We start from the raw sequence: 21,804 nt of genomic DNA, 5'->3' as shown, positions 1-21,804 counted from the left end.
TCACAAATAAAAAACTCCACCGGCAACAACCAGTGGAGTTTCTGAGGAAAGCAAATTGGGGGATATGCTAGTTGATGGTGTGGAACAGGCGGTTCCAGCGGATTCTGTTGGTGAAAGAGGCGGTGGAATCTGACGACATCCAGACCAGCACGGCTTTGCCTACCACGTATTCTTCGGGCACGAAACCCCAGTAGCGCGAATCGTGGGAGTTGTGGCGGTTGTCGCCCATCATGAAGTAGTAGTTCTGTTTGAAGGTGTAGCGGGTGAGCTCTTTTCCGTTTTGGAGGAGTTTTCCGTTTTTCACCGTCACATCAGGGTTGTGCTCATAGATCCGGATGGCCTTTTCATACAGCGGCAGGGTTTGCGGCGTAATGGCCACGGTGGCGCCGGCTTTGGGGATGTACAGCGGCCCGTAATTGTCCTGGTTCCAGGCATGGGTAGCAGGAGCTTGCGGGAAAACCCGTGGGTCTGCCTGGCCGGGAGCGGCTTTGAGAGAAACCACGTCTTTAATAAAGTCATAGGACCGTAGCTTTTCGGCGGTTTCTGGCAGGGTGTGCACGTAATAGCCGCCTTGTACCGGGTACACTTCGGTAATGCCCTGCTTTTTAAAGAATTTCTCCTGCACGTAGCCGTCGGTTTGCAGGTAGTAGCTGAACTGCAGCCGGGCATCGGTCTGGGCGGGAGCGCCGTTGAGGTACACCTGGCCTTGCCTGATTTCAAACGTATCGCCGGCTACGGCCACGCAGCGCTTTATCAGGTTGGTTTTGAGGTCAATGGGACGTTCCGTTTCCTCGGGGTGGTTGAACACCACCGGGTCATTGTGTTTGATCTCTGAGAAGCCCGGCAAGCGGTGGTACGGCAACTGCACAATGTCTGAGAAGGAGGGAAGGTTGGTGCCCCAGATGGTCTGGTGCGTTAACGGTACCTGCACCGGCGTAAGGGGCGTGCGCGAGCCGTAGTGCAGCTTGCTCACAAAGAGATAGTCGCCGGTGAGCAGTGATTTCTCCATAGACGAGCTGGGGATGGCAAACGCCTCAAAGGTGAGCCACCGGATGATAGTGGCGCACACCACGGCAAACATGACGGCATCGGCCCACTCCCTTGCCGCTGATTTCTTCTTCTTGGGGGGAGTAGGATCGGTTTTTCGGTTCCAGAATTTCAGGGTCATAGGAAGTAGTGTTGAATGCTTGTATCAGAATATAGAATAAAACTATATTTCTACTGATTTATTGTATTTACCCTTTCCTGAAAAGCATTCTGAAAAGACCGATGAGTGCTGCAGGAGAGTGACAGGTGGCTATTGAAAAGACGAAAATTCTGTAGGGAACCCCTATGCTGATCATCGGTTCTATGCTAGAAAACCCGGCGGAAAAGGGAGATTTCCTGTACATTTAGATGACTTCCTTTTCACCCTGTTTTTTGAAAATCAGGCGCTAAACGCAGGTAGGGTTTACTTCTATTGCGGAGGGTGCTTTTGGTTCTCCTGCCACAGTTATTTCTTTTCTGATTTAAGGCTTAAACTCTTCTCTTCCTATGAAAAAATCAGTGTTTTTGCTTTTCTCCCTGCTGGCTTTCTCTTGTTCCAGGACTTCCTCCGTGGAAGAAGAAACGGCCCGGCTGTTACAGCTGCATGAGCAGCAGCGCCAGGCGCACTTCGGGAAAGACGCGAAGGCCATGCTCGCCCACTCCTCCCCAGACATGATCAGTGTGAACGCCGGGAAAATTCACGTGGGTTCCGGCGACCAGGATGCAGCGGCTTTTCAAAGCTATTTCAACTCTGTGGAGTTCAGGAAGTGGGATGATGTGAAGCCGCCCGTGATCCGGTTCTCAGAGGACCGCACGTTGGCCTACACCGTGGTGGACAAACTGGTAGTTTTGACTACCAAAGACAGCTTGGGCCGGAACATAGAGGAAACCACTCATTATGCCTGGGTCTCCATTTACCGCAAGCAGCAAGACGGCAACTGGAAGCTGGAATGCATTGCCTCTACCAATGAACCCGAGAAAGTGGTGCCGTTGTAACCAGGTAAAGGTATCTCTTCGCTCTAAAGGCATAGATGAGAATTGAAGGAATTTCTGGCCTCCTTTTTAGGGTTACAGGCTTAACCAACTAAAAGTTCTTTTAAAATTTATACTTCTTGGTTATCTGGTGTATGAAAGCTGGGGAAATATGATTATTATTAAATCATAAATTCAATATTCTTTCACAGACCACCCTTTATTCAATGTTCAAAGCCCCATTTTCCTTTAAGGGAAGAGCCAGAAGGCTAGAGTACGGCCTTAGTTTTCTGATCTATGTACCACTTTCCTTTACCCTTAATGTACTAGCTGCCTCTAATGATGAAGCTACTTTATGGCTGTTCCTGCTTTTGTACGTACCCTTGATTTGGTTTCTCTGGGCCCAGGGTGCCAAGCGCTGCCATGATCTTGACCGTTCTGGCTGGTTCCAGCTGGTACCTTTCTATGTATTGGTGTTGTTGTTCAAAGACGGAGATTCCTATACAAACCGGTTCGGCGATGATCCTAAAGGTAGATACGATGCCCTTGCAGACTTTATGGAAGAACAGCCGGCAGTAGAATAAGTATTGATTGTTTTTACTATATCTGTTTGGGGCCGTTTTTGAGAAAACGGCCCCAAATTGTTTTACCCTCGCAGATACTCTACCAACACAAAAATGCCGTAAATCCAGCTGTTGTAAAGAAACGTGTAAAGCAGTCCGTAGCCCAAACTTGGAACAAGCCGGCCTTTGGTTTGGCGCGAATGCCGGAACACCAACCGCAACGCCCGGAAGAAGACCCAATAGAGCATGGCCATGAACATGCCAACGGCTACAACCAACACCTCCCCAAATAACCATAGCACCACCGATAGAACAACGGCGGTAACAATCCAGAGCAGAATACCCACCAACACCGCCAGGCAACCCTCCCCATCATCAAAGTCAAAATCGAAACTGCTGCCTGAAGAACCGGAGGAACCGCCTTTGGAAAAGGAAGGAAGCGCGTCTGCCAGGTTCAGCAAACTGCTGCGATCTTCTCCTTTACCCCTCCTTAAACTAAACCTATCTGCAACATTGCCAAGCGTATCTCTGAGTTTCACACCCCGGTATAACCCAATGCTTACAAACCCAAAAAATGCAATTGACAGCAGGGTAGTGGAGAGCAGTGAATTTTGAAAGAAGGTATGGTGCCGGCCTAAGCCAAAAGCATAAACGCCCACTATGGTTAAGGCCAGTACCAGAAGCGTGATAAAGAAAACGGTTTTGGAGTTGAGTAGGGGGCGGGATTGTATCTTATAAGATCCCATCAAAGTTTAAGATATATATTTGCTTGAATCATACTGTCCAAACTTTAGGACTATTGTTTGTGATTTCAATGCCTTTACTTCTTGCAATATCTTGGATTGCTTCAGAGAACTTGAGTGGTTTGTACTGAAACCTACTTTCGGTGGATAAGCCGAATAATCGTCTGAAACGAGCTTCTGTGTCGCCAGAGCTTTCAGGATTATAGACAACAATATTTCGAATTCTGTTTTTGCTAATTGTTCCTAAAGCAAATAAATACCTGAAAAATGAATCACTTTCTGGGAGAGAATACCCCAGTATGTAAATGTTCTGAGCTTTACTTAATTCATCAGCAGCGGCTTCCCATACTCTAGTAAGTTGGCCTTGGTATTCGGTTTTATTCCAAGTAGGAGGAATAATTACAGCCTCTATATCCTGTTGTTCGTTTGCTCCTGATAAATTTAAATATTTGTCAATATCAAAGGTATACCTGTTCCTTTCTATATATCTGTTTCTCGAATAATCATTTCTAATCCAGTTGTTTACATCTTCTACTGATAAATATTTGATTTTCCCTTTAAGAGTACTTGCATTAGTGTACCAATTTATGGAGCCATGTAGCTTCAAAAGATTCAGACCTGAGGTGTCATCATCTAATCTGTAGTTGATTTTAACATCATTATAATGAAAGCCTAGTTCTAAGCCCAAATCATAGTTAAAAGTCAGAACTGAAGGTTTTTGGTTCTTTTCGTTCTTAAGTAGTTGGGTGAAATGATTGTAGCTATCGGATGATTTGAAAGTTGGATGATGCACATAGCCAGGCTTTATAATGAAAGGGAAAAGCATTGATTTTATCAATGTTTTTGAAATTAGAGTTGTTAACGCTTCTTTATACTTAACTATATCTTGGGATTTAGATGTTAATCTACCAAGTATTATTCCCATTTCTATTGCTCCAAAAAGAGATTCTATATTGTTTAGGTCTAACTGTGCTTTTGAATGGACAATTTGCAGTTCGCTTATTAGATCAAACACTAACTGTATTTTTTCTGAATCATCATCCTCAAAAGCCTCTTTGCGAAGCAAATCTTCAGCAACATCTAAAAAGTTATTCATTAAAGGAGCGCCCGATTCAAAAGATGCTCCTGCACCGAGTATATACACATCACCATTCATAGCTATGATTAAAAGTTATTAGTAAATCTACTTTTGCATTAAAGTAGTAAAAATATATCCTCTATGGCGCGGATTTACTTCCGTGCCTAATGGGTTACTCCATGAAGTTAATTTTCAAAAGCCCTGTTCCTCCGGCATAATCAATCGCGCTGCAATAGATGTAATCTGCGGCTTCTCTGACCAAACCTGCTTCTACTGGGTTGTGATGGATGTAGTCCAGGCAGCGTTGTTGTTTCTCATTGCTGCTGAGTTCTACAGGGTGGTACTGGTTCTGCCAGAACTGGAATTTTTGATGTTTACTGCTTCCTTCTGCCGCTGTTTTGAACAAGTGAAGCAGCCACTCTTTTCTGCTCTCCTGTATATTTTCCTGGATTGCCCTCAATAAAGCAACAGAAGTGTACTTCTTGAAATCCCGGATGATGTCTGATAAAGTAATAGTGCCTTCTGTACTTAAAGCAAGATGAAGGTGATTAGACATAATGCACCAGGCATAGATTTGAAGCCCTTTCTTTAGCTGGCAGTACTGTAGGCTCTCTACTACAATGTCTTTGTATTCCCGCCGGGTGAATACATCTGCCCAGCCAACCACGGCAAACGTGATAAAGTAAACTTTCTCCTGATCGCGGACTTTATATTTCTCACTCATTAGTTAAAGGAGGCGTGGTTTGGTCTTGCGGTGCTGCTATTTTACGGGAAAGAAGGAGGTAAGGCACGGAAGTGACTTCCGCGCCATTGTGGGCTAATGTAGTTTTTCATAAAATAGGTCTAAAGCCTAAGTTGTTAATATTCAAGCTATGGCGCGGAAGTTACTTCCGTGCCTTTTGCACATCTAAATCAAACCCCTCTTGACAAGCTATGGCGCGGATTTACTTCCGTGCCTTTTGCCCATCTCAATCTCCAAATACCCCCTCTGACATCAATCACCCCCTAAACTGACGCACGTCATCTTTTCCGCGCAACCTTTCCCGGACCTTTGTAACAACTGAAAGGGCCAGGTAAGCGCCGAGGGAGCCAACTTCACTACTCTACCGCTGCCGCCTGTTTCAGGAGAGAAAAACCGGCAGCGCCATGAACATCATCTTTCTTTTAATCTGCATCAGTCTTCTGGTGGCCATCCTGTTTCTGGGGGCGTTCCTGTGGGCGGTGCGGTCCGGCCAGTACGAGGACGACTACACACCCTCCGTGCGCATTCTCTTTGACAACGAACTCACCAAAAAACAGACCATTACTTCAATTTCTACTAAACCAATGGAGGACACCGCACATGTTAGCTGAGGTTCTAAAAGCTCCGGGCGAGGCGCTTAAATCCAGCGTCCGCACCGTAGAAACATTCTACTATGACAACAAGATTGTCCGCGATTTCGCCTATGCCACCCTGTTCTGGGGCGTAGCCGGAATGCTCATCGGGGTGATCATCGCGTTTCAGTTGGCGCGCCCCGAGCTCAACATGGACACCGAGTATACCACCTTTGGGCGGGTACGGCCCCTGCATACCAACGCCGTGATCTTCGCCTTTGTGGGCAACGGGATCTTCATGGGCGTGTACTACTCTTTGCAGCGCCTTTGCAAAACCAGAATGTACTCAGATGTCTTGAGTAAAATCCACTTCTGGGGCTGGCAGTTGGTGATCTTATCGGCGGTGATTACCCTCCCGTTGGGTCTGACTACCTCTAAAGAGTACGCCGAGCTGGAGTGGCCCATTGACATTGCCATTACCTTGATCTGGGTGGTGTTCGGCTGGAACATGTTCGGGACCATCATCAAACGCCGCGAGCGCCACATGTACGTGGGCATCTGGTTCTACATCGCAACGTTTTTGACAGTGGCCGTGCTGCACCTGGTAAACTCCTATGAGATTCCGGTAACGTTCTTTAAAAGCTACTCTGGCTACGCCGGGGTGCAGGATGCGCTGGTGCAGTGGTGGTATGGCCACAACGCAGTGGCGTTCTTCTTAACTACGCCTTACCTGGGCATGATGTACTACTTTCTGCCCAAAGCCGCGAACCGCCCGGTATACTCTTACCGCTTGTCTATCATCCACTTCTGGTCTTTGATCTTTATCTACATCTGGGCTGGTCCTCACCACTTGCTGTACACCGCTCTGCCAGACTGGGCGCAATCATTGGGCGTGGTGTTCTCTGTGATGCTGATTGCCCCCAGCTGGGGCGGGATGATCAATGGTCTTCTGACTTTGCGCGGGGCCTGGGATAAAGTACGCACGGAGCCGGTGCTGAAATTCATGGTAGTAGCCATCACGGCCTACGGGATGGCCACCTTTGAGGGCCCTATGCTGTCCCTGAAAAACGTGAACGCCATTGCCCACTACACTGACTGGATAGTAGCCCACGTACACGTAGGTGCCCTGGGCTGGAACGGTTTCCTGACCTTCGGTATCCTGTACTGGTTGTTGCCCCGCATCTTCCGCACCGAGCTGTACTCTAAAAAACTGGCCAACTGGCATTTCTGGTTAGGCACGCTGGGTATCCTGTTCTATGCTGTGCCTATGTATTGGGCTGGGTTCACCCAAGGCCTCATGTGGAAGCAGTTCAACAACGAGGGCATGCTCCAGTACTCTAACTTCCTGGAGACCGTGCTGCAGATTGTGCCTATGTACTACCTGCGCGGCATTGGCGGGGTGCTCTACTTAGGCGGAGTGTTCCTGATGATCTACAACGTAGTGAAAACCGTGAAAAGCGGTTCTCTCTTAGCCAACGAAGAAGCCCAGGCGGTACCGTTGATGCCTGCTGCTAAAATCACTGCCGGCGGCGAGCACGCGGGTGGCCACTGGCACCGACTGATCGAGCGCCGTCCGGTTCAAATGGCCGTGTTCGCCACCATCGCCATCTTGATTGGTGGTCTGGTGGAGATGATCCCCACGTTCCTGGTAGAATCTAACGTGCCTACCATTGAGAGCGTGAAACCTTACACTGCCCTTGAGTTGCAGGGCCGCGATGTCTACATCAAAGAAGGCTGCGTGAACTGTCACTCTCAGATGGTGCGTCCGTTCCGCTCAGAGACCGAGCGCTACGGGGAGTACTCCAAAGCCGGCGAGTTTGTGTATGACCGTCCGTTCCTGTGGGGCTCTAAACGTACCGGTCCGGATTTGCACCGGGTAGGAGGGAAGTACCCGCATAGCTGGCACTACCACCACATGCTGGATCCCACCTCTATGTCTCCGGGTTCTATCATGCCGGCGTACCCCTGGTTGCTGGAAAAAGACCTGGACACCTCAGACACCAAAGCTAAGATTGAGACTCTGGCCAGCTTAGGAACTCCGTACGAGCCCGGCTACGCCGAGAAAGCCAACGAAGACCTGATGCGCCAGGCCCGCGAAATCACCGCCGAGCTCAAAAAAGAGAACATAGAGGTGAAACCAGAGAAAGAGATTGTGGCCCTTATTGCCTACCTGCAACGCCTGGGCACCGACATTAAAGTGAAAGAAGAGAAATAACGAAAGCCTTGATCGGCTGATGGCCAAATGAAAGAAGGGAGCTGTTTTTAGCCCGTTTTCCCTAAAACAAGCCCTAAACGCTCCCTCACTTTCCAACTTCTTTTTCATTGTCACCCTGAAAGGGTCTTGGAGACAAACGGTAAATACAAATCAAAAATGCATCTGCCGTTCGTCACCAAGATTCTTCCAGAATGACAAAAAGGAGGTACCGCCAGAACCCCGATTCAACAACGCATAAAAGCCATGTACAAGAACGTTTTACAGTCCATTGACGGAATCGAGATTTACCCAATCATCTCGTTCCTCATCTTCTTCGCTTTCTTCCTGGGCCTGATCGCCTACGTGGTAGTGGTGAAGAAAGAACATATCCAGAGCATGAAAGCCATGCCCCTGCAAAACGAAAACGGATTCGACCACCCATTAGACCTACGGTCATGAAACGATTGATACCCTATTTTGCCTCTGCGCTGTTCCTGGCCGGAGCCATGACCCTGCCTGCCCAGGCGCAGGACGCCGTAAAAGGCAAAGCCGTTTTTGATGCCAATTGTGCCGCCTGCCACGCCGTGCAGGAGCAGGTAGTAGGCCCGGCCCTCAAAGATGTGCACAAACGCCGCGACGAGAAATGGATCACCAACTTCGTGAAGAACTCCACCAAAGTCATCGCCAGCGGCGACAAGCAGGCGGTTGAGGTGTTTGAGAAGTTCGGGAAGGTGCAGATGACCAGCTTTGAAGGCACGCTTTCAGACGGTGACATCAAAGACGTGATTGCCTACGTCAAAGAAGAAAGCGATAAACCAGCCGAGGCCAAAGTAGAAGAATCTGCTCCCGCCGACGGGAACAAAGGCGCGGAAGCCGCTCCAGCCGCTGCTTCGTTCAGCTGGAAAGCCCTGCCGCCGCTTACCCAGGTGTTGGTGGTAATCATTAGCTTCCTGTTGCTGCTGGTGTTTGGGTTCCTGTTTGTGATTCTGGTGCAGGCGCTGCCAATTCTAAGCCAGGTGTGCGACAAGCCTGCCCTGCGCAATACTGCCATGGCCCGGTTCATTGCCCTGCTGCGCGGCGATACCTCTACCATCACGGGTACCCATAAAGACATTCTCATGGAAGACCACACCTACGATGGCATCTTTGAGTTTGACAACGACCTGCCCCCATGGTGGAAATACACTTTCTATGTGACCATCGTGTTTGGCGTGGCCTACCTGCTGCACTACCACGTGTTCCAGAGCGGTACCCTGCAGATTGCCGAGTACGAGGCCGAAATCCAGCAAGCCGCCCTGTTGAACCCATCTGGTGGCAGCGAAGGCAACGTGAATGAAGTCACCAACTTCAAACCACTCACCGAAGCTCCTAAACTTGAAGCCGGGAAAGCCGCCTTCGTACAGAACTGCGCCGCCTGTCACGGTGCCGAAGGCCAAGGGGTAGTGGGCCCTAACCTCACCGATGAATTCTGGCTACACGGCGGAGATGTGAACGACATCTACAAGACCATCAAATACGGTGTGACCAGCAAAGGCATGGTGGCCTGGCAGAAAAAGCTGAGTGATGATCAGATCCTGGAAGTGTCCAGCTACATCCTGAGCATCCAGGGCAGCAAACCCGCCAATGCCAAAGCTCCGCAAGGAGAGAAATACGTTCCTAAGAAATAGAGTACTTTACACCCTTTATTAACTAGATTGAAAAGAAGCCTCTACCGAATACGGTAGAGGCTTTTGCGTTTCTGGCATAATCAATCATACCGTCATCAGCCTGTGCCGCCCATTCACCAGTTGAGATGTCTGGTTTGTAGCGGCGTTACACTGTAACGCCGTGGTGCTACGCAGCGGTAAAGTCTAAGACTCAGAAAACCACAATTGCAACGTTTGCCCTGGCAGTGTAGGTAAGCCTATTTTGAGTTGGCGTTCCAGTTCCATTGCAACACGGCGTTACAGTGTAACGCCGCTACACTTATCTGGTATACCAAACAAAAGACAGAGTGTCTTCACCGATAACTCTTCTCATTAATCTGTTTTAAAGGTCTTTTTCCAAAAACAACCTCAAAACGCCGCCTTGCAGGCAAAAGATGACGAAGATCATTTTCCCCAATGACGGGTGAAATGGGAAACGGCAGCCCACCCCGGTAATTTTACAATGTGCTTTAGAAGGGGAAACAACCCAGCGGAAGCACATTGTAAAGTTAACCCCCTCTCGCTGCCGGGCGCACAACCGGTAAGAGACCATGAGTACACTGTTAACCGAGCCAGAAACCTTCCGAGACACCATCTCCACCGTTGACAAAGACGGGAAACGGGTGTGGCTGTACCCTAAAAAGCCCAGCGGAAAACTGTACCAGTACCGCAAATACGTGAGCTACGCGCTCCTGACGCTTCTTTTCTCGGGTCCGTTTATGAAAGTGAACGGGCTTCCTATGCTGCTGTTCAACATCCCGGAGCGCAAGTTCATCTTCTTCGGGATGATTTTCTGGCCCCAGGATTTCTTTATTCTGCTCATCGGGTTCATGGCGTTCATCCTCTTCATCATCTTGTTCACGGTGGTGTACGGGCGGGTGTGGTGCGGTTGGGTATGTCCGCAGACCATTTTCATGGAGATGGTGTTTCGGCGCATTGAGTACTGGATAGAAGGCGATGCGCCCAAGCAGAAAGCCCTGGACAAAGCCCCTTGGACCACCGAGAAAATCTGGAAGAAAACCGCCAAGCACACCTTGTTTGTGGCCGTCTCTTTCGTGATCGCCAACACGTTTCTGGCCTACATCATTGGCGTAGAAGAACTGCAGAAAATTGTCACCGATGGTCCTGCGGCCCACACGGGCGGGCTGTTCTCGCTGGTGCTCTTCACGGGTGTCTTCTACGGCGTGTTCGCGCGGTTCAGGGAGCAGGTGTGTACCATTGTGTGTCCGTACGGCCGTTTGCAGGGCGTGATGCTGGACAAGCAGTCGCTCACCGTGGCCTATGACTATGAGCGCGGCGAGCCGAGAGGCAAACTCCGCAAAAACCAGGTCCGCACCGAGGGCGATTGCATTGACTGCCACCAATGCGTGCAGGTGTGCCCTACCGGAATCGATATCCGGAACGGCGCCCAGCAGATGGAGTGTATCAACTGCACCGCCTGCATTGACATCTGTAACTCCATTATGGATCTGGTGAACAAACCACAGGGGCTCATCCGGATTGCCACCGAGGAAAGCATCGCGGAGAAAAAGCCCTGGCGCTTCACCACCCGCATGAAGTCTTACACCTTCGTGCTGGTCGTGTTGATAGGCGCTTTTGCCACATTGCTCATCACCCGCAGCAACATTGACGCCACCATCCTGCGCACGCCGGGCATGCTTTACCAGCAAACCGACAAAGGCACCGTGACCAACCTCTACAACATCACGCTCATCAACAAAACCGATGAAGAACTGCCCGTCACGCTCAAACTGCTGTCCAACAAAGGAACCATCAAAGTGGTGCGCAACGAACTGGTGCTGCCCAAACAAGGCTTAACCGAAGGCGTCTTTTTCGCCGAAATTCCGAAAAGCGACCTCAAAACAGCCAGCTCCCAAATTGAAATCGGTGTCTACAGCGGTGACAAACTCATCGCCACCGAGACCACCAAGTTCCTGGGACCGGGGAATTAATGAGTGATTGAGAGATTGAGTGAAGGAGTGAATGGGGAAGGATGCAGATTTTGCTTCACCTCACATTATCTCCATAAAGCTTATAACTAATCTTCTGGCGCGAGACTCCGGTCTCGTGACTTGGGATGAAGCGAGTCTCCAGACTCGCCGGAAACCTCAACCCAAAACAGAAATACTTGCTCAGCAATGCGTCAGGTCGCTGCGGGCAGCGAGGGTGGTCTGGAGACTACCTTCCATCAGTAGGCACGAGTCAGGAGACTCGCGCCAGAGGAAAACACTAGAGAAAAATAAGCAAGTATAGGGCTATTTCTCCCACTAACAGCAAAGAACTTATAACCAGAACCAATATGTCTACTCATACCACTTCCGCCCCAACCCCGCAACGTTCGCTGTTGCCTTACCTCATCATTACTGCCTTTGTTTTGTTTGGCGGGTACATTGGCTTCATGGTGTACGGTGCTATGCAGAGCGATGTGAACCTGGTGAGCAAAGATTACTACGCCGAGGAATTGGTCTACAGCCAGCGCATGAAGCAGCAGGCGCAGACCCAGGAACTGAAGCAGCCCATCAACATCATGGCGGTACCGGCGGCAGAGCAACTGGTGATCCAGTTCCCGGCGGAATTAGCCAAGGCGAAAGGCACCGTGCATCTGTTCCGCCCTTCTGATGAGAAACTGGATGTGGTGTTGCCGCTGGACCTGAACACCGAGGCCATGCAGCTTCTGAATACCGCCGCCTTGAAGAAAGGTTTGTGGCGAGTACAGCTCATCGGGAAAGTAGGGGAGAAGGAATACTATCACGTGCAGGACATTACGCTGTAAACCATGTGGTGGGCAGGCGCAATCATAGGCTTTATCAGTAGTTTCCATTGCGTGGGGATGTGCGGCCCCATTGCCATGGCGCTACCAGTTGGCAGGGGTTCCGGCGTTTCCTTTGCGGGAGGCCGGCTCCTGTACAACCTGGGCCGCATCACAACTTACACCACCCTGGGCTTAGTAGCCGGACTGCTGGGCCGCACGCTGCAGCTGGCCGGTTGGCAACAGACCATCTCCATCGCCTCGGGTGTGCTCATGCTCGCTTTGGTGCTACTTCCTAAAATACACCCCGGAAACGTCGGCCGCTGGCTGGGCACCGACCGTTGGTGGAACTTCCTCCGGAAAACCATTGGCAAACAATTTATGAGTGCTTCGCCCAAAGCGCTTTTTACCATTGGCGTGTTGAACGGCCTGTTACCCTGCGGCATGGTGTATTTCGCCTTGGCCGGGGCGGTGAGCGCGCCGGGCGTAGGTGGGGCCGTGCTGTACATGGCCATGTTTGGGCTGGGAACGCTCCCGCTGATGTGGCTGGTGTCTTTGTCCGGGAGGCTGATTCAGCCTAAGTGGCGGGCACTCATGCGCCAGGCCGTTCCGTACGTGGCGGCTTGCCTGGCGGTGCTGTTCATCCTGCGGGGACTCAACCTGGGCGTACCGTACCTCAGTCCCAAACTCGTCTCTGCCACCCAGGAGGCTCCCGTTTGCCATGTGCCTTAACCAGATCTTTTCTCCAAAACCATACAAAACCATGACACCAACACCCAGAATCCTGCTGCCTTTCAACTTCACCGATGGTTGCGTAGCGGCCCTTCGGTACGCCAGCCACCTGGCCACTTACCTGAAAGCCGATATGGTGCTTTTGCATTGTGCCGGAGATTCGCAGCTTACGCCCACTTTCCAGAGCCATCTGATGTCGCGGCTGCGCTCGTACACAGACAGGTACATGCCTGCTTCTGGTAAGACTATCATCCGCTTTTGTGTGGTGCGGGCGGGCAATCTGCGCGAGAACCTACCCTCGGTGGTAGAAAACCACAACGTGAATTTACTGGTGGCCAGCCCCGAGATGCTGCTGGAGAACATCGGTTCGCAGGAGGTAGTATCACTGGCTGGTTTTGCGACTTGTCCGGTGTTGCTGGTGCCTCGTGAAGCCGTTTTCCAGCCCCTGAAAGAAATTGTGTTCAGCCTGAACGTTACCGATACCGATGCCCGGGTTTTGGAGAAAGTGCAGAAACTGGCCCGGCAATTCTCGGCGCATTTAACCCTGTTGCACCTGCATGGCAACGTGGGCGGCCTGGAGCTGTGCCAATACCAGAAAGCGGCTTCTAAGCTGCAAAGCGAACTTTCTTACCCCAACGTGTCTATCGTTTGTCAGGAGGAAGAAGACCTGCTGGAGGGCCTCAACGATTTCTCGGAGCTGTACACCCCCGATCTCTTCGTGCTGGCCACCCGTGACACGCACCTGTTGCACGAGTACTTTTCTGGCCGTTACCGCAAAACCAGCGCCTACCACCTGCATACGCCGCTGCTGAACCTGTACCAGGCCCGCACTACGCCCTGCTCCGGCGGATGCACCCACTGCAACGGGCATGAGCCCGCGCAGAAAGCCGTTTCTTCTCTTGAAATATAAAGTTTAAACCTGGCCGAAGCAGGACGTTTATCGCCTGTTTTTATGAAATTGACTTGAAAAGAAAAGGCGCCAGAATAAACTCTGGCGCCTTTTCTATATTCAGTTCATCGTATTTAATAACTCTTACACAGCTTCATTTACTCTGCAGGGCCGTAGCCCACCAACACTACGGGAGCCGTCACTTTAATGGATTTTGCGGTGGCTTGGGAGGAGACCTGGGCTAGTGCCTGTTCAAACTTTTGATTGATGACTTGCCTGTCATTCTTGAAGCCATCAATGACTACCGAGAAAGGGAATATGTAGGTGGCAGAAGTTCCGCTGGGTTCCCATTTGGGCATTTTCTGAATCACTCTCAGCGCTTCGTTCTCCAATAAAGCGTGGCTGCCCTTCAGAACCTTAAAGTCGCCGGGGGTTCCGTCTTTCGCAATAGTAGCTTGAATAAACACTCCTCCGTAATAGTTGTTTTTGGAGGCTTCCTGGGGAATCCGGAAGGTCTGGCCAATGAACTTCAACAACTCCTTCTCTCCGCCCGGATACTGAGGGGCCATGGTTGTTTGCGTATGGGCCTTTGTCTGGCCACGCTCTACCGAAGAGGATGCCTTGTTCAGTTCTTTCAACGGAAGCTGGTTAGAGGACAGGGAAAGTGCCAGCAGGCCCAGCAGCGGGAAGGCTAAGGCTTGTTTCACTTTTGACGGGCTACTCTGAGTTTGGTGAATCATTTTGAGACGTTTTAGAGTGAGAGATTTATTGAAGTAATGGCCTAAAGCAAAGTTGTTCTTCTGCAGGACCTGTTTAGCTAAAAGCAACCCATAGGCGGTTTTATCCTCGGTCTGGATGACGTGCGCATCGGCTAGAAACTCATGGGTGGCCATGAGGGCCTTTCTGTATAGGCGGAGGAGTGGGTTAAACCAAAATACAATGGCCATAATCTCCAGGTATATCAGGTCAAAACTGTGTCGCTGTTTTATGTGCACCCGTTCATGTTGCAAAATACGCTCTTGTTCCTCCTGGGTGAGAGGGTGTGAATTGTCCCAGAAGAGATACCGGAAGAAAGAAAAGGTGGGCCATTCTCCGTGGGTAGGGATCACGGTAATGCCATGCTTTATTTCTGCCTGTTCCTTATGTTTCCGGATGAATTTGGTCAGGTGAAGCAACTGCCTGGTAAACCGAACAGAAAATAGAACCACTCCAGTCCCATACAGAAGCAAAAGAACAGAGACCCAACTTAGGGGAGAATTGTCTATGACTGGTCTCGCTTCTATTGCAGCATTTACCACATAAGGCGTAAGAGAAGGCACCGTAACCGGAAGGGCGACTACTTTCTGAAACGAGGCTAATTCCAGAAAAGGAAGCAAAAAAGACACCACCGTGGCACTCAGTAAATAGAAGCGGTTGTACCGGAAACACGTCTCGTTACGCAGCAGAAGAAAGTAAAGCAGGTAGAACGCCAACAGGCAAACCGAAGACTCCAACAGGTAAGAAACAAGGCTATTCTGCATGATCGTCTTTGGGGGTTTTCTCCTTTACATACTGCACCAGTTCCTCCAGTTCTTTCACGTCTAGTTCTTCCTCTTTCGCGAAGAAGGAAACCATGCGCTTGAAAGACCCTCCGAAGTAGCCGCTTACAAAGTTCTTCAGGAAGAACCGCTGATACTCGCTCTTCTGAACCAGCGGATAATACTCGTGCGTTTTTCCGTAAGCGGTGTAGCCCACAAACCCTTTCTTCTCCAGAATCCGGATGATGGTGGAAACGGAGTTATAGATAGGTTTAGGCTCGGGAAACTGTTCAATCACATCTTTCACAAACCCTTTCCCCAGGCTCCACAGGATCTGCATGACCTGCTCTTCGGCTTTGGTTAACTCTTTCATTTACACACTGTATGTTTCTGTTTTAAACGTATAACTTAATTTTTAGTTATACAACTTAAATTTAAGGTAAACCAAAAAAATCTGCTCCTGCTCCGTTAAAGGGATGGATTGTTGGACAGAATTATAAATGTGATTTAAGGTCCTTTTTCAGAAACCGCTCCAAAAACAAAGACCCAGTTTAAGGCTGAGGCTCTGTAGGTTGAAGTAGAACAGAATTGCTTTTTACGGCACTACCCACGTTTTCAGTAGCGTAATCCATTATGAGTGGCAAAGTTCTGATGTGCCTTATCAGAAGTCATATGAGTTAAAGGCTTCCCTAGTTGGAAAGAAATATGGAAAGTTTGGCGAAGCCGATTCAAGTCAATATAGATTGTCTTAAAGAAAAACGGATAGGGAAGAGGTTTGTCAGCGAACAGTATTTGCTGTGTCAGTCAGCTTCCCTGTTAACATATAACGGAATGCAGTTTTACGAAACACAGTATTCTGCAGGATTACTGTCTAGATGAGAGCAAAAAGAAAAGCCGTTTCAGGGCTGCTTTCAGGAAAACAACGCCAAAACGGCTGTAGCAAAAAAACTAGACTACTTTCTGCGCGGTGGGTAGGAGGCGGGTTTTCTGGGCTGGGCGGGAGCGGCAGAGGCTTTCTTCTCCTCAGGAGTGCCCCGCATGTGGATAATCAGGCCGTTAAGAAAATTACGCAGCAACTGGTCGCCGCAAGGCTTGTAGTTAGGATGGTCCTCCTTCCGGAAAATGGCTCCCAGTTCACTCTTGGTTACGTTGAAGTCCACCAGTTTCAGGATATCAATGATATCATCGTCCCGCAGTTGCAGCGCCACGCGCAGTTTCTTCATTATATCATTATTGGTCATGGCTCATCATTTAATTGGTGCACGAAAATACGTATACGAAACCAAATACCAACGCAGCGATGCCTGCAGGCTAAATTCTAACTACTATGAGGCCGGTAGGAAGCGTAGAGACCAGGCACTGCCTTGTCTTCCCGCATCCAGATGATTTTTGAGGATCAAACGGGAAACCCATTCGCCTTCCTTAGCCTCTTTTCTTACCACCTTCCCCGGTTAGCTTCTCCAGCGCTTTGTCCCGTTTAAACTCCATTTTTCCGAAACGGTAGTTAAAACTCAGCCGCACAATGCGGTTGTAGTTGTTGTTCTGGTTAAAATTGTTGGAGTTGGCGTTGTTCACGGTGGTTCTAATGGTGTTGTTGCTGAACAGGAAATTCTCCACGTTCAAACTCACGCCGCCTTTTCGTTTCCAGAACTCCTTGCGCAAGCCCAGGCTGTAGGAGTAGTTGTACGTGCTGCGGCTCTGCAACGACAAACGGGGCGAGTTGAAAGAACCGGCGGTCTGCACGCTAAAATCATTCTCGAACCGGTAAGAGGCGTTGCCGCTCAGATTGTACATGAAACCAGCCCGGTGGATGGGCGTACGGCCCACAAAACTGTTTAGATCGTTGTAGAAAAGGTTCACGTTCATGCCAATCTGCCCTTTCTGGTTGAACCGCGTATTCACCGACAAATTGGTACCGTAGGTAGCGTTTTCGCCCAGGTTCCCGAAGGTGGTGTTGAGTGTGTCGTTGTTTTCTCTGATGGGGAACTGGTACTGCGCAATGTCATTGTTGGTTTGCCGCCAGTACACCGAGGCATTCAGGCTGGTGGTCTTGACGTACAAACTGTAGTTCAGCTCGGTGTTGTGGGTGAGCTCGGCGTCCAGGTCGGGGTTTCCGTAGCGGATATTCAGCTGGTTGCTCTCGTTGCGGTATGGGTTCAGTTGCCCGATGCCCGGCCGCTGGATGCGCGTAGAATAGCTCAGCCGCAGGCGCTGGTTGTTCTTGAAAGCCTTCATCAGCATCACGTTGGGCATGAAGTTGTGAAACGGCTTGTCCAGCTGCGTAGCCACGTTATTGGTGTTGAAATCGCCGGCGACGTTGGTGTATTCATAGCGGCCGCCTACCCTTATGGTATAGACTTTCTCCACCCGCAAAGTGTAGGAAAGGTAAGAGGAATACACGTCCTGGTCATAGTTGAACAGGTTGGAGCGGGCCGGGTCCTCGGTCAATGGGGCGGAGGCGGACCGGGAATACCGGAAATCATAGTCGCTGCCCGAGTTGCGCAACACTGCCCGTACTCCGCCTTCCAAACTGCCCCGTTTGGAGAATGGATGCGCATAATCGGCCTGGAAGGTGAGTTCGCGGGTTTGGCTGTGGTTGTCGCTCTGCTCCAGGCGGGTGACGGTGGGCGCCTTATCGGTTTCTACCAGAGCGTAGTCGCTTTCCTGCCAATTGGAGTTGAAAATAGCCAGCACGTCCAGCTCCTGACCTTTCTGTTTGAACCGTTTCTTGTAGTGCAGGTTGGTTTCAAAGCCGTTCCCGCGGTTGGTGTTGTCAATGTCCCGGAAGCGGTAATTGGCCGTTTGCTCCTCGCCGGAGGGCGTAAACTGGCTGGTGGTAAGCGTGCGGTCGCTCAGGTTACGGGACAGGTTCAGGCGGAGGTTGGCGCTGAGGTTGTTCTGCTCGTTGAAATCATAGTCGCCGCCCAGTTGCGTGAACAGAGACTGGCCATTGTTTTCATAGGTGCTGTTCTGCTGGATGAGCTTGGTGGGCGTCTGAATAAGGTTCTCCTCCCGGAAATACACCTGATCTGATTCTGAATCGCCCACACGGTCGTTGAAGTTGCCGCCCACGCTGGCCCTTACGCCCAGCTTCTTTTTCCGGATGTTCAGGTTGGTGTTGAGGTTGTTGGAGCGGTTGCCGGTGGAAGCGGTCACCTGGCCGGTCATGCCCTCCATGCTGCTTTGTTTGGTGATAATGTTCACCACGCCCGCCGTGCCTTCTGCCTCGTATTTCGCCGATGGATTGGTGATCACCTCCACCGATTTGATCATATCCGCCGGAATCTGCTGCAGGGCCTCGGCCAGGTTGTCGGCGAGCATGGTAGAGGGTTTGCCGTTGATCAAAATCTTGATCTTGGTACTGCCGCGCATCTCCACGTTGCCGTCCATGTCCACGGCCAGAGAAGGTACTTTCTTGAGCACATCGGCCGCGGTGCCGCCAATGTTGGTGATGTCGTTCTCGGCGTTGTAGACCATGCCGTCATCGGTTTCCTGGATCAGGTTTTTCTCGCCGGTCACCACTACTTCCTCCAGCGCCTTGCTGTCAGATTCCAGCACGATCTGACCCAACTGCACCGCCCCGGAACCGGCGGCAACCGTTACCGGCTGAATTTTGGTTTTGTAGCCGATAAACGAGATAGCCAGGTTGTATTCGCCGGAGGAAACTTTGGGGAAGGTGAATTTGCCTTTCTCATCGCAGGAGGTGCCGTTGACGGGCTTTCCGGCTTTGTCTTGCAGTGCTACCGTCGCGAAATCCACGGGTTGTTTGGTCACGGCATCTACCACCACCCCAGAAACCGGAACGCCACCTGTCTGCTGGTAGACGTGCGCCAGGGAAGTGGCGGCCACAGTAGGCCCCGATGGCGAGAGCGCCAAGGCAGGAAGCAAAAGATACCCGAAGATGCTTCGGAGGGAAAGCAGGTTCAGTTTAGCCATAAAGACTGGGACGGCAAATAAGGTGGTAAAAGCAGGTAAAGACTTACCGCGGAGAATCCTGTGCACCAAACTTCCTCTCTGCCTCCGGGTAGCTGGTTCTTAGACAGAAACAGCCGCTGTTGGTTTAAAACGTTCTGTAAGAAGTTTCAAGCTGTTAAACTCCGTTTCAGGGGCTTTTTTCCAAAAATAGGTCTAAAACCAAGTCATTTCGCTGCTAAACATGTCTTTCTGGAAAAAATAACGGTAGCATGAAGCACCTCCTATCATAAAACAATACTCCTAATTTGAGACCGATTTCTTTAAACCAGCCTCAAATCAGGAGTATGAAAATCTAAGGTAAATCAGATTAATAAGTCAGCATCTCCACCTTACCGTCCATGGTGGCGGCAATGAGGCGGCGTTTGGGCAGCACGTTCACGGTGTTCACCATGGAGTTGTCAATCTTATGCGCCCAATTGACTTGTTTAGTCTGCGGGTTGATGCTGTACACCACACCGCTCTTGGTCCCGAAGAACACGGCGCCGTCTTTCTCAATGAGCATAGACGGTACGTGCTCGTAGCCAAAGCCAGCGTTCATTCTCCAGGCGAGTTTGGGAGCCGTTTTCCCGGTCTCAAACGCTACTACCTCGTCTTGCATGGTTTTGCCGTAGACCAGTTTTTTGTCGGCGGAAAGGCCCAGGGATTCGCGCACGGTGGCTTCTTTGCTCCGCCACAGGGTGTTGCCGGTCTGGCTGTCAATAGCGGTGATGAAACGGTCTGGCGCCACAATGTACACCACGCCGTCATGAGCCACCGGAATGCACATGGCCGGGGAGAACATGCGGTTAGCCGATCCGTTGTTCCATTTCCAAGCCAGTGTACCGTCTTGCTGGTTCACCGCATACAAGTGCCGGTCCCAGGCCCCGAAAATCACTTTGCCTTCATAGAGCTGTGGCGTGCTCACCACGGCACCTTCCAATCCGGTGAACGCCCATTTTTCTTTTCCGCTAGTTGCTTCTAGGGCCCTGAACTTGACATCTGAGCCACCAATGTAGACGATTCCTTTTTCTACCAGCGGAGAACCCAGCACCGAGGCCTCGGTTTTGGTTTTCCAGGCTAGTTTTCCAGATTTAGCCTTTAATGCATAAATGTAGCCATCGCCGGACCCAAAAATTACCAGGTCTTTATGAACCGCGGGCGAAGAGAATACGCCGCCTCCGGTTTGGTACGACCACGCCTTGCTGCCGTCTTTCTCCTTCAGCGCCTCCACTTTGCCCACACTGTTGCCAAAAATTACCAAACCTTGCGTGTGTACGGGCGTGGAAATCACGTTAGCGTCTGAGTGGTAGCTCCAGGCCTTCTTGGTGGAAGAATAGGTCTCATTCACTTTGAAAGACGGACGATCATAGGTTTTGCCGTTGGCGTAGTTGCGGGTGCCCAGGGCTATGCGGCGCCACACGGGTTTGGTAGCCACGCCGGGCGTGCGCTCGGCAAAAAGCACCGAGTCCTGGCGCATCTCCACCAGGTTATAGCCGCCAATAGCATCCTTGGCTCTCAGGTTAGAACGACCCATGGTACCCAGCAGGCCTTCTGAATCAGCAACCCGGTTTTGGTGGCCGTGTCCGCAGATGGAGAACTGGGTGTTGTATTTTTTAAGCCGATCAATGGCATCGTACCAGTTATCCAGGCCGTTGTCCAGCGGGTAGTGGTTCACAAACACAATGGGCTGCGTTTTTGGAGTTTTCGCCAGCACGCTGTCCAGCCAAACGGTGGCATCGCGGGGGATGTGCCCGTCTGACATGCGCACGTACGGCCCCGAGGCACAGCCAATGAACTTGATGCCCTGGTGCTCAAACACGAACTTATCGGACCCAAATTCCTTGATAAAACTCACGCCCCCAGACTCAGACCAACCCGTGTCATGGTTGCCGGGCACAATGTAGTAAGGCACCTTCAGTTGGCTGATGATCTGTTTGGCCAGCTTCAGTTCCTTGTCGGTGCCCATCTCGGTGATGTCGCCGGTGAGCAGTACAAAATCAATGTTGGGTAGCTGGTTGATGTCAGAGATGGTGCGCTGCAGGTCTTCTTCGGCCCCGCCGTTGGGCGAACCAATGTGGGTGTCGGTGACAAACGCGAACCGGAACGATTGGGCAAAGCCGGGAAGCGCCGCCATCAGCCAGACGCAGAGCAGGAGGGGGAGTTTCTTCATAAATGGTGGAGGTTTCAAATGAGCGGCTAATATCAGGAAATAGGCCCGGATTATCCAAATACGCCTAAAAACAAGCTGCCCTTCCTTGATTTTACCAACAATTGAATGCTTTTTAGGCCTGGATTTTCAGAAAAGAAAGCAAAAACAGGGCAATTACTTTCCCGCTTCCAGAAACCCACATCCGGTAAAATCTGTAACTTGAAACCAGAACTAAACGC

General features: G+C 50.7%; 19 protein-coding genes. 10 read left to right on the top strand and 9 right to left on the bottom strand.

Going from position 1 to position 21,804, the window contains the following annotated elements:
* Positions 1-67 precede the first annotated feature (67 nt).
* Complete coding sequence (lepB, locus tag JT719_RS07030; protein WP_207432031.1) at positions 68-1,168, bottom strand: signal peptidase I; 1,101 nt, start codon at positions 1,166-1,168, stop codon at positions 68-70.
* A 365-nt stretch (positions 1,169-1,533) separates the two neighbouring features.
* Between lepB and JT719_RS07025 the strand changes: the two genes are divergently transcribed.
* Both JT719_RS07025 and JT719_RS07020 read left to right on the top strand, forming a co-directional pair.
* Positions 1,534-2,022, top strand: a complete 489-nt coding sequence (locus tag JT719_RS07025) for a YybH family protein (protein ID WP_207432030.1) — start codon at positions 1,534-1,536, stop codon at positions 2,020-2,022.
* A 203-nt stretch (positions 2,023-2,225) separates the two neighbouring features.
* Complete coding sequence (locus JT719_RS07020; protein WP_207432029.1) at positions 2,226-2,582, top strand: DUF805 domain-containing protein; 357 nt, start codon at positions 2,226-2,228, stop codon at positions 2,580-2,582.
* Positions 2,583-2,644: 62 nt separating this feature from the next.
* Here JT719_RS07020 and JT719_RS07015 read toward each other — a convergent pair whose 3' ends face one another.
* The 3 genes from JT719_RS07015 to JT719_RS07005 form a co-directional block, all read right to left on the bottom strand.
* Positions 2,645-3,310: a hypothetical protein gene (locus tag JT719_RS07015; RefSeq protein ID WP_207432027.1), complete on the bottom strand. Its 666-nt coding sequence runs from the start codon at positions 3,308-3,310 to the stop codon at positions 2,645-2,647.
* A gap of 25 nt (positions 3,311-3,335) precedes the next feature.
* A complete protein-coding gene (locus JT719_RS07010) occupies positions 3,336-4,460 on the bottom strand; it encodes a hypothetical protein (RefSeq protein WP_207432026.1) in 1,125 nt (374 codons plus the stop codon).
* A gap of 94 nt (positions 4,461-4,554) precedes the next feature.
* Complete coding sequence (locus JT719_RS07005) at positions 4,555-5,106, bottom strand: REP-associated tyrosine transposase (protein ID WP_207432025.1); 552 nt, start codon at positions 5,104-5,106, stop codon at positions 4,555-4,557.
* A 422-nt stretch (positions 5,107-5,528) separates the two neighbouring features.
* On the opposite strand from JT719_RS07005, the gene ccoS reads away from it, so the two are divergent.
* The 8 genes from ccoS to JT719_RS06965 all read left to right on the top strand — a co-directional run bounded on the left by ccoS (position 5,529) and on the right by JT719_RS06965 (position 13,966).
* Positions 5,529-5,735, top strand: coding sequence for a cbb3-type cytochrome oxidase assembly protein CcoS (ccoS, locus tag JT719_RS07000; RefSeq protein WP_207432024.1), 207 nt, complete (start codon positions 5,529-5,531; stop codon positions 5,733-5,735).
* On the top strand, positions 5,725-7,911 hold the full coding sequence (ccoN, locus tag JT719_RS06995) for a cytochrome-c oxidase, cbb3-type subunit I (RefSeq protein WP_207432023.1): 2,187 nt from the start codon (positions 5,725-5,727) through the stop codon (positions 7,909-7,911). The genes ccoS and ccoN overlap by 11 nt, the downstream gene beginning before the upstream one ends.
* 243 nt (positions 7,912-8,154) lie before the next feature.
* On the top strand, positions 8,155-8,349 hold the full coding sequence (locus JT719_RS06990; protein ID WP_207432022.1) for a hypothetical protein: 195 nt from the start codon (positions 8,155-8,157) through the stop codon (positions 8,347-8,349).
* On the top strand, positions 8,346-9,557 hold the full coding sequence (locus tag JT719_RS06985) for a c-type cytochrome (RefSeq protein ID WP_207432021.1): 1,212 nt from the start codon (positions 8,346-8,348) through the stop codon (positions 9,555-9,557). Before JT719_RS06990 ends, JT719_RS06985 begins: the two co-directional genes overlap by 4 nt.
* Positions 9,558-10,126: 569 nt before the next feature.
* Positions 10,127-11,527 carry a cytochrome c oxidase accessory protein CcoG gene (ccoG, locus tag JT719_RS06980; protein WP_207432019.1) on the top strand — a complete coding sequence of 467 codons (1,401 nt, stop codon included), beginning with the start codon at positions 10,127-10,129 and terminating at the stop codon, positions 11,525-11,527.
* Positions 11,528-11,874: 347 nt separating this feature from the next.
* The gene (locus tag JT719_RS06975; RefSeq protein ID WP_207432017.1) at positions 11,875-12,348 is read left to right on the top strand and encodes a FixH family protein; all 474 of its coding nucleotides are present in this window, start codon (positions 11,875-11,877) and stop codon (positions 12,346-12,348) included.
* A gap of 3 nt (positions 12,349-12,351) precedes the next feature.
* Positions 12,352-13,056 carry a sulfite exporter TauE/SafE family protein gene (locus JT719_RS06970; RefSeq protein WP_207432015.1) on the top strand — a complete coding sequence of 235 codons (705 nt, stop codon included), beginning with the start codon at positions 12,352-12,354 and terminating at the stop codon, positions 13,054-13,056.
* Positions 13,057-13,087: 31 nt separating this feature from the next.
* Positions 13,088-13,966 (top strand): universal stress protein, encoded by an 879-nt coding sequence (locus tag JT719_RS06965; RefSeq protein ID WP_207432013.1) that lies wholly within the window; start codon positions 13,088-13,090, stop codon positions 13,964-13,966.
* A 137-nt stretch (positions 13,967-14,103) separates the two neighbouring features.
* On the opposite strand, the gene JT719_RS06960 is transcribed toward JT719_RS06965, so the two are convergent.
* The 5 genes from JT719_RS06960 to JT719_RS06940 form a co-directional block, all read right to left on the bottom strand.
* Positions 14,104-15,465: a M56 family metallopeptidase gene (locus JT719_RS06960; protein WP_207432011.1), complete on the bottom strand. Its 1,362-nt coding sequence runs from the start codon at positions 15,463-15,465 to the stop codon at positions 14,104-14,106.
* Complete coding sequence (locus JT719_RS06955; protein WP_207432009.1) at positions 15,455-15,835, bottom strand: BlaI/MecI/CopY family transcriptional regulator; 381 nt, start codon at positions 15,833-15,835, stop codon at positions 15,455-15,457. Before JT719_RS06955 ends, JT719_RS06960 begins: the two co-directional genes overlap by 11 nt.
* Before the next feature lie 580 nt (positions 15,836-16,415).
* Positions 16,416-16,703 carry a DUF1456 family protein gene (locus tag JT719_RS06950; protein ID WP_207432007.1) on the bottom strand — a complete coding sequence of 96 codons (288 nt, stop codon included), beginning with the start codon at positions 16,701-16,703 and terminating at the stop codon, positions 16,416-16,418.
* 181 nt (positions 16,704-16,884) lie between these two features.
* Positions 16,885-19,398, bottom strand: a complete 2,514-nt coding sequence (locus JT719_RS06945) for a TonB-dependent receptor (RefSeq protein WP_207432005.1) — start codon at positions 19,396-19,398, stop codon at positions 16,885-16,887.
* Positions 19,399-19,744: 346 nt separating this feature from the next.
* Positions 19,745-21,586, bottom strand: coding sequence for an outer membrane protein assembly factor BamB family protein (locus JT719_RS06940; protein ID WP_207432003.1), 1,842 nt, complete (start codon positions 21,584-21,586; stop codon positions 19,745-19,747).
* Positions 21,587-21,804: the final 218 nt, after the last annotated feature.

Origin of the sequence: Sabulibacter ruber (assembly GCF_017355955.1) — a bacterium.
GTDB classification, from domain to species: Bacteria; Bacteroidota; Bacteroidia; order Cytophagales; family Hymenobacteraceae; genus Nibribacter; species Nibribacter ruber_A.
Note: the sequence above shows the minus strand (reverse complement) of the source record. Positions and strands in the feature narration are given on the sequence as shown.

Bases quoted from the DNA above. Each gene is read 5' to 3' on its own strand.
- lepB (WP_207432031.1), bottom strand. From the start codon at position 1,168: ATGACCCTGAAATTCTGGAACCGAAAAACCGATCCTACTCCCCCCAAG.
- JT719_RS07025 (WP_207432030.1), top strand. From the start codon at position 1,534: ATGAAAAAATCAGTGTTTTTGCTTTTCTCCCTGCTGGCTTTCTCTTGT.
- JT719_RS07020 (WP_207432029.1), top strand. From the start codon at position 2,226: ATGTTCAAAGCCCCATTTTCCTTTAAGGGAAGAGCCAGAAGGCTAGAG.
- JT719_RS07010 (WP_207432026.1), bottom strand. From the start codon at position 4,460: ATGAATGGTGATGTGTATATACTCGGTGCAGGAGCATCTTTTGAATCG.
- JT719_RS07005 (WP_207432025.1), bottom strand. From the start codon at position 5,106: ATGAGTGAGAAATATAAAGTCCGCGATCAGGAGAAAGTTTACTTTATC.
- ccoS (WP_207432024.1), top strand. From the start codon at position 5,529: ATGAACATCATCTTTCTTTTAATCTGCATCAGTCTTCTGGTGGCCATC.
- ccoN (WP_207432023.1), top strand. From the start codon at position 5,725: ATGTTAGCTGAGGTTCTAAAAGCTCCGGGCGAGGCGCTTAAATCCAGC.
- JT719_RS06990 (WP_207432022.1), top strand. From the start codon at position 8,155: ATGTACAAGAACGTTTTACAGTCCATTGACGGAATCGAGATTTACCCA.
- JT719_RS06985 (WP_207432021.1), top strand. From the start codon at position 8,346: ATGAAACGATTGATACCCTATTTTGCCTCTGCGCTGTTCCTGGCCGGA.
- ccoG (WP_207432019.1), top strand. From the start codon at position 10,127: ATGAGTACACTGTTAACCGAGCCAGAAACCTTCCGAGACACCATCTCC.
- JT719_RS06975 (WP_207432017.1), top strand. From the start codon at position 11,875: ATGTCTACTCATACCACTTCCGCCCCAACCCCGCAACGTTCGCTGTTG.
- JT719_RS06970 (WP_207432015.1), top strand. From the start codon at position 12,352: ATGTGGTGGGCAGGCGCAATCATAGGCTTTATCAGTAGTTTCCATTGC.
- JT719_RS06965 (WP_207432013.1), top strand. From the start codon at position 13,088: ATGACACCAACACCCAGAATCCTGCTGCCTTTCAACTTCACCGATGGT.
- JT719_RS06960 (WP_207432011.1), bottom strand. From the start codon at position 15,465: ATGCAGAATAGCCTTGTTTCTTACCTGTTGGAGTCTTCGGTTTGCCTG.
- JT719_RS06955 (WP_207432009.1), bottom strand. From the start codon at position 15,835: ATGAAAGAGTTAACCAAAGCCGAAGAGCAGGTCATGCAGATCCTGTGG.
- JT719_RS06950 (WP_207432007.1), bottom strand. From the start codon at position 16,703: ATGACCAATAATGATATAATGAAGAAACTGCGCGTGGCGCTGCAACTG.
- JT719_RS06945 (WP_207432005.1), bottom strand. From the start codon at position 19,398: ATGGCTAAACTGAACCTGCTTTCCCTCCGAAGCATCTTCGGGTATCTT.
- JT719_RS06940 (WP_207432003.1), bottom strand. From the start codon at position 21,586: ATGAAGAAACTCCCCCTCCTGCTCTGCGTCTGGCTGATGGCGGCGCTT.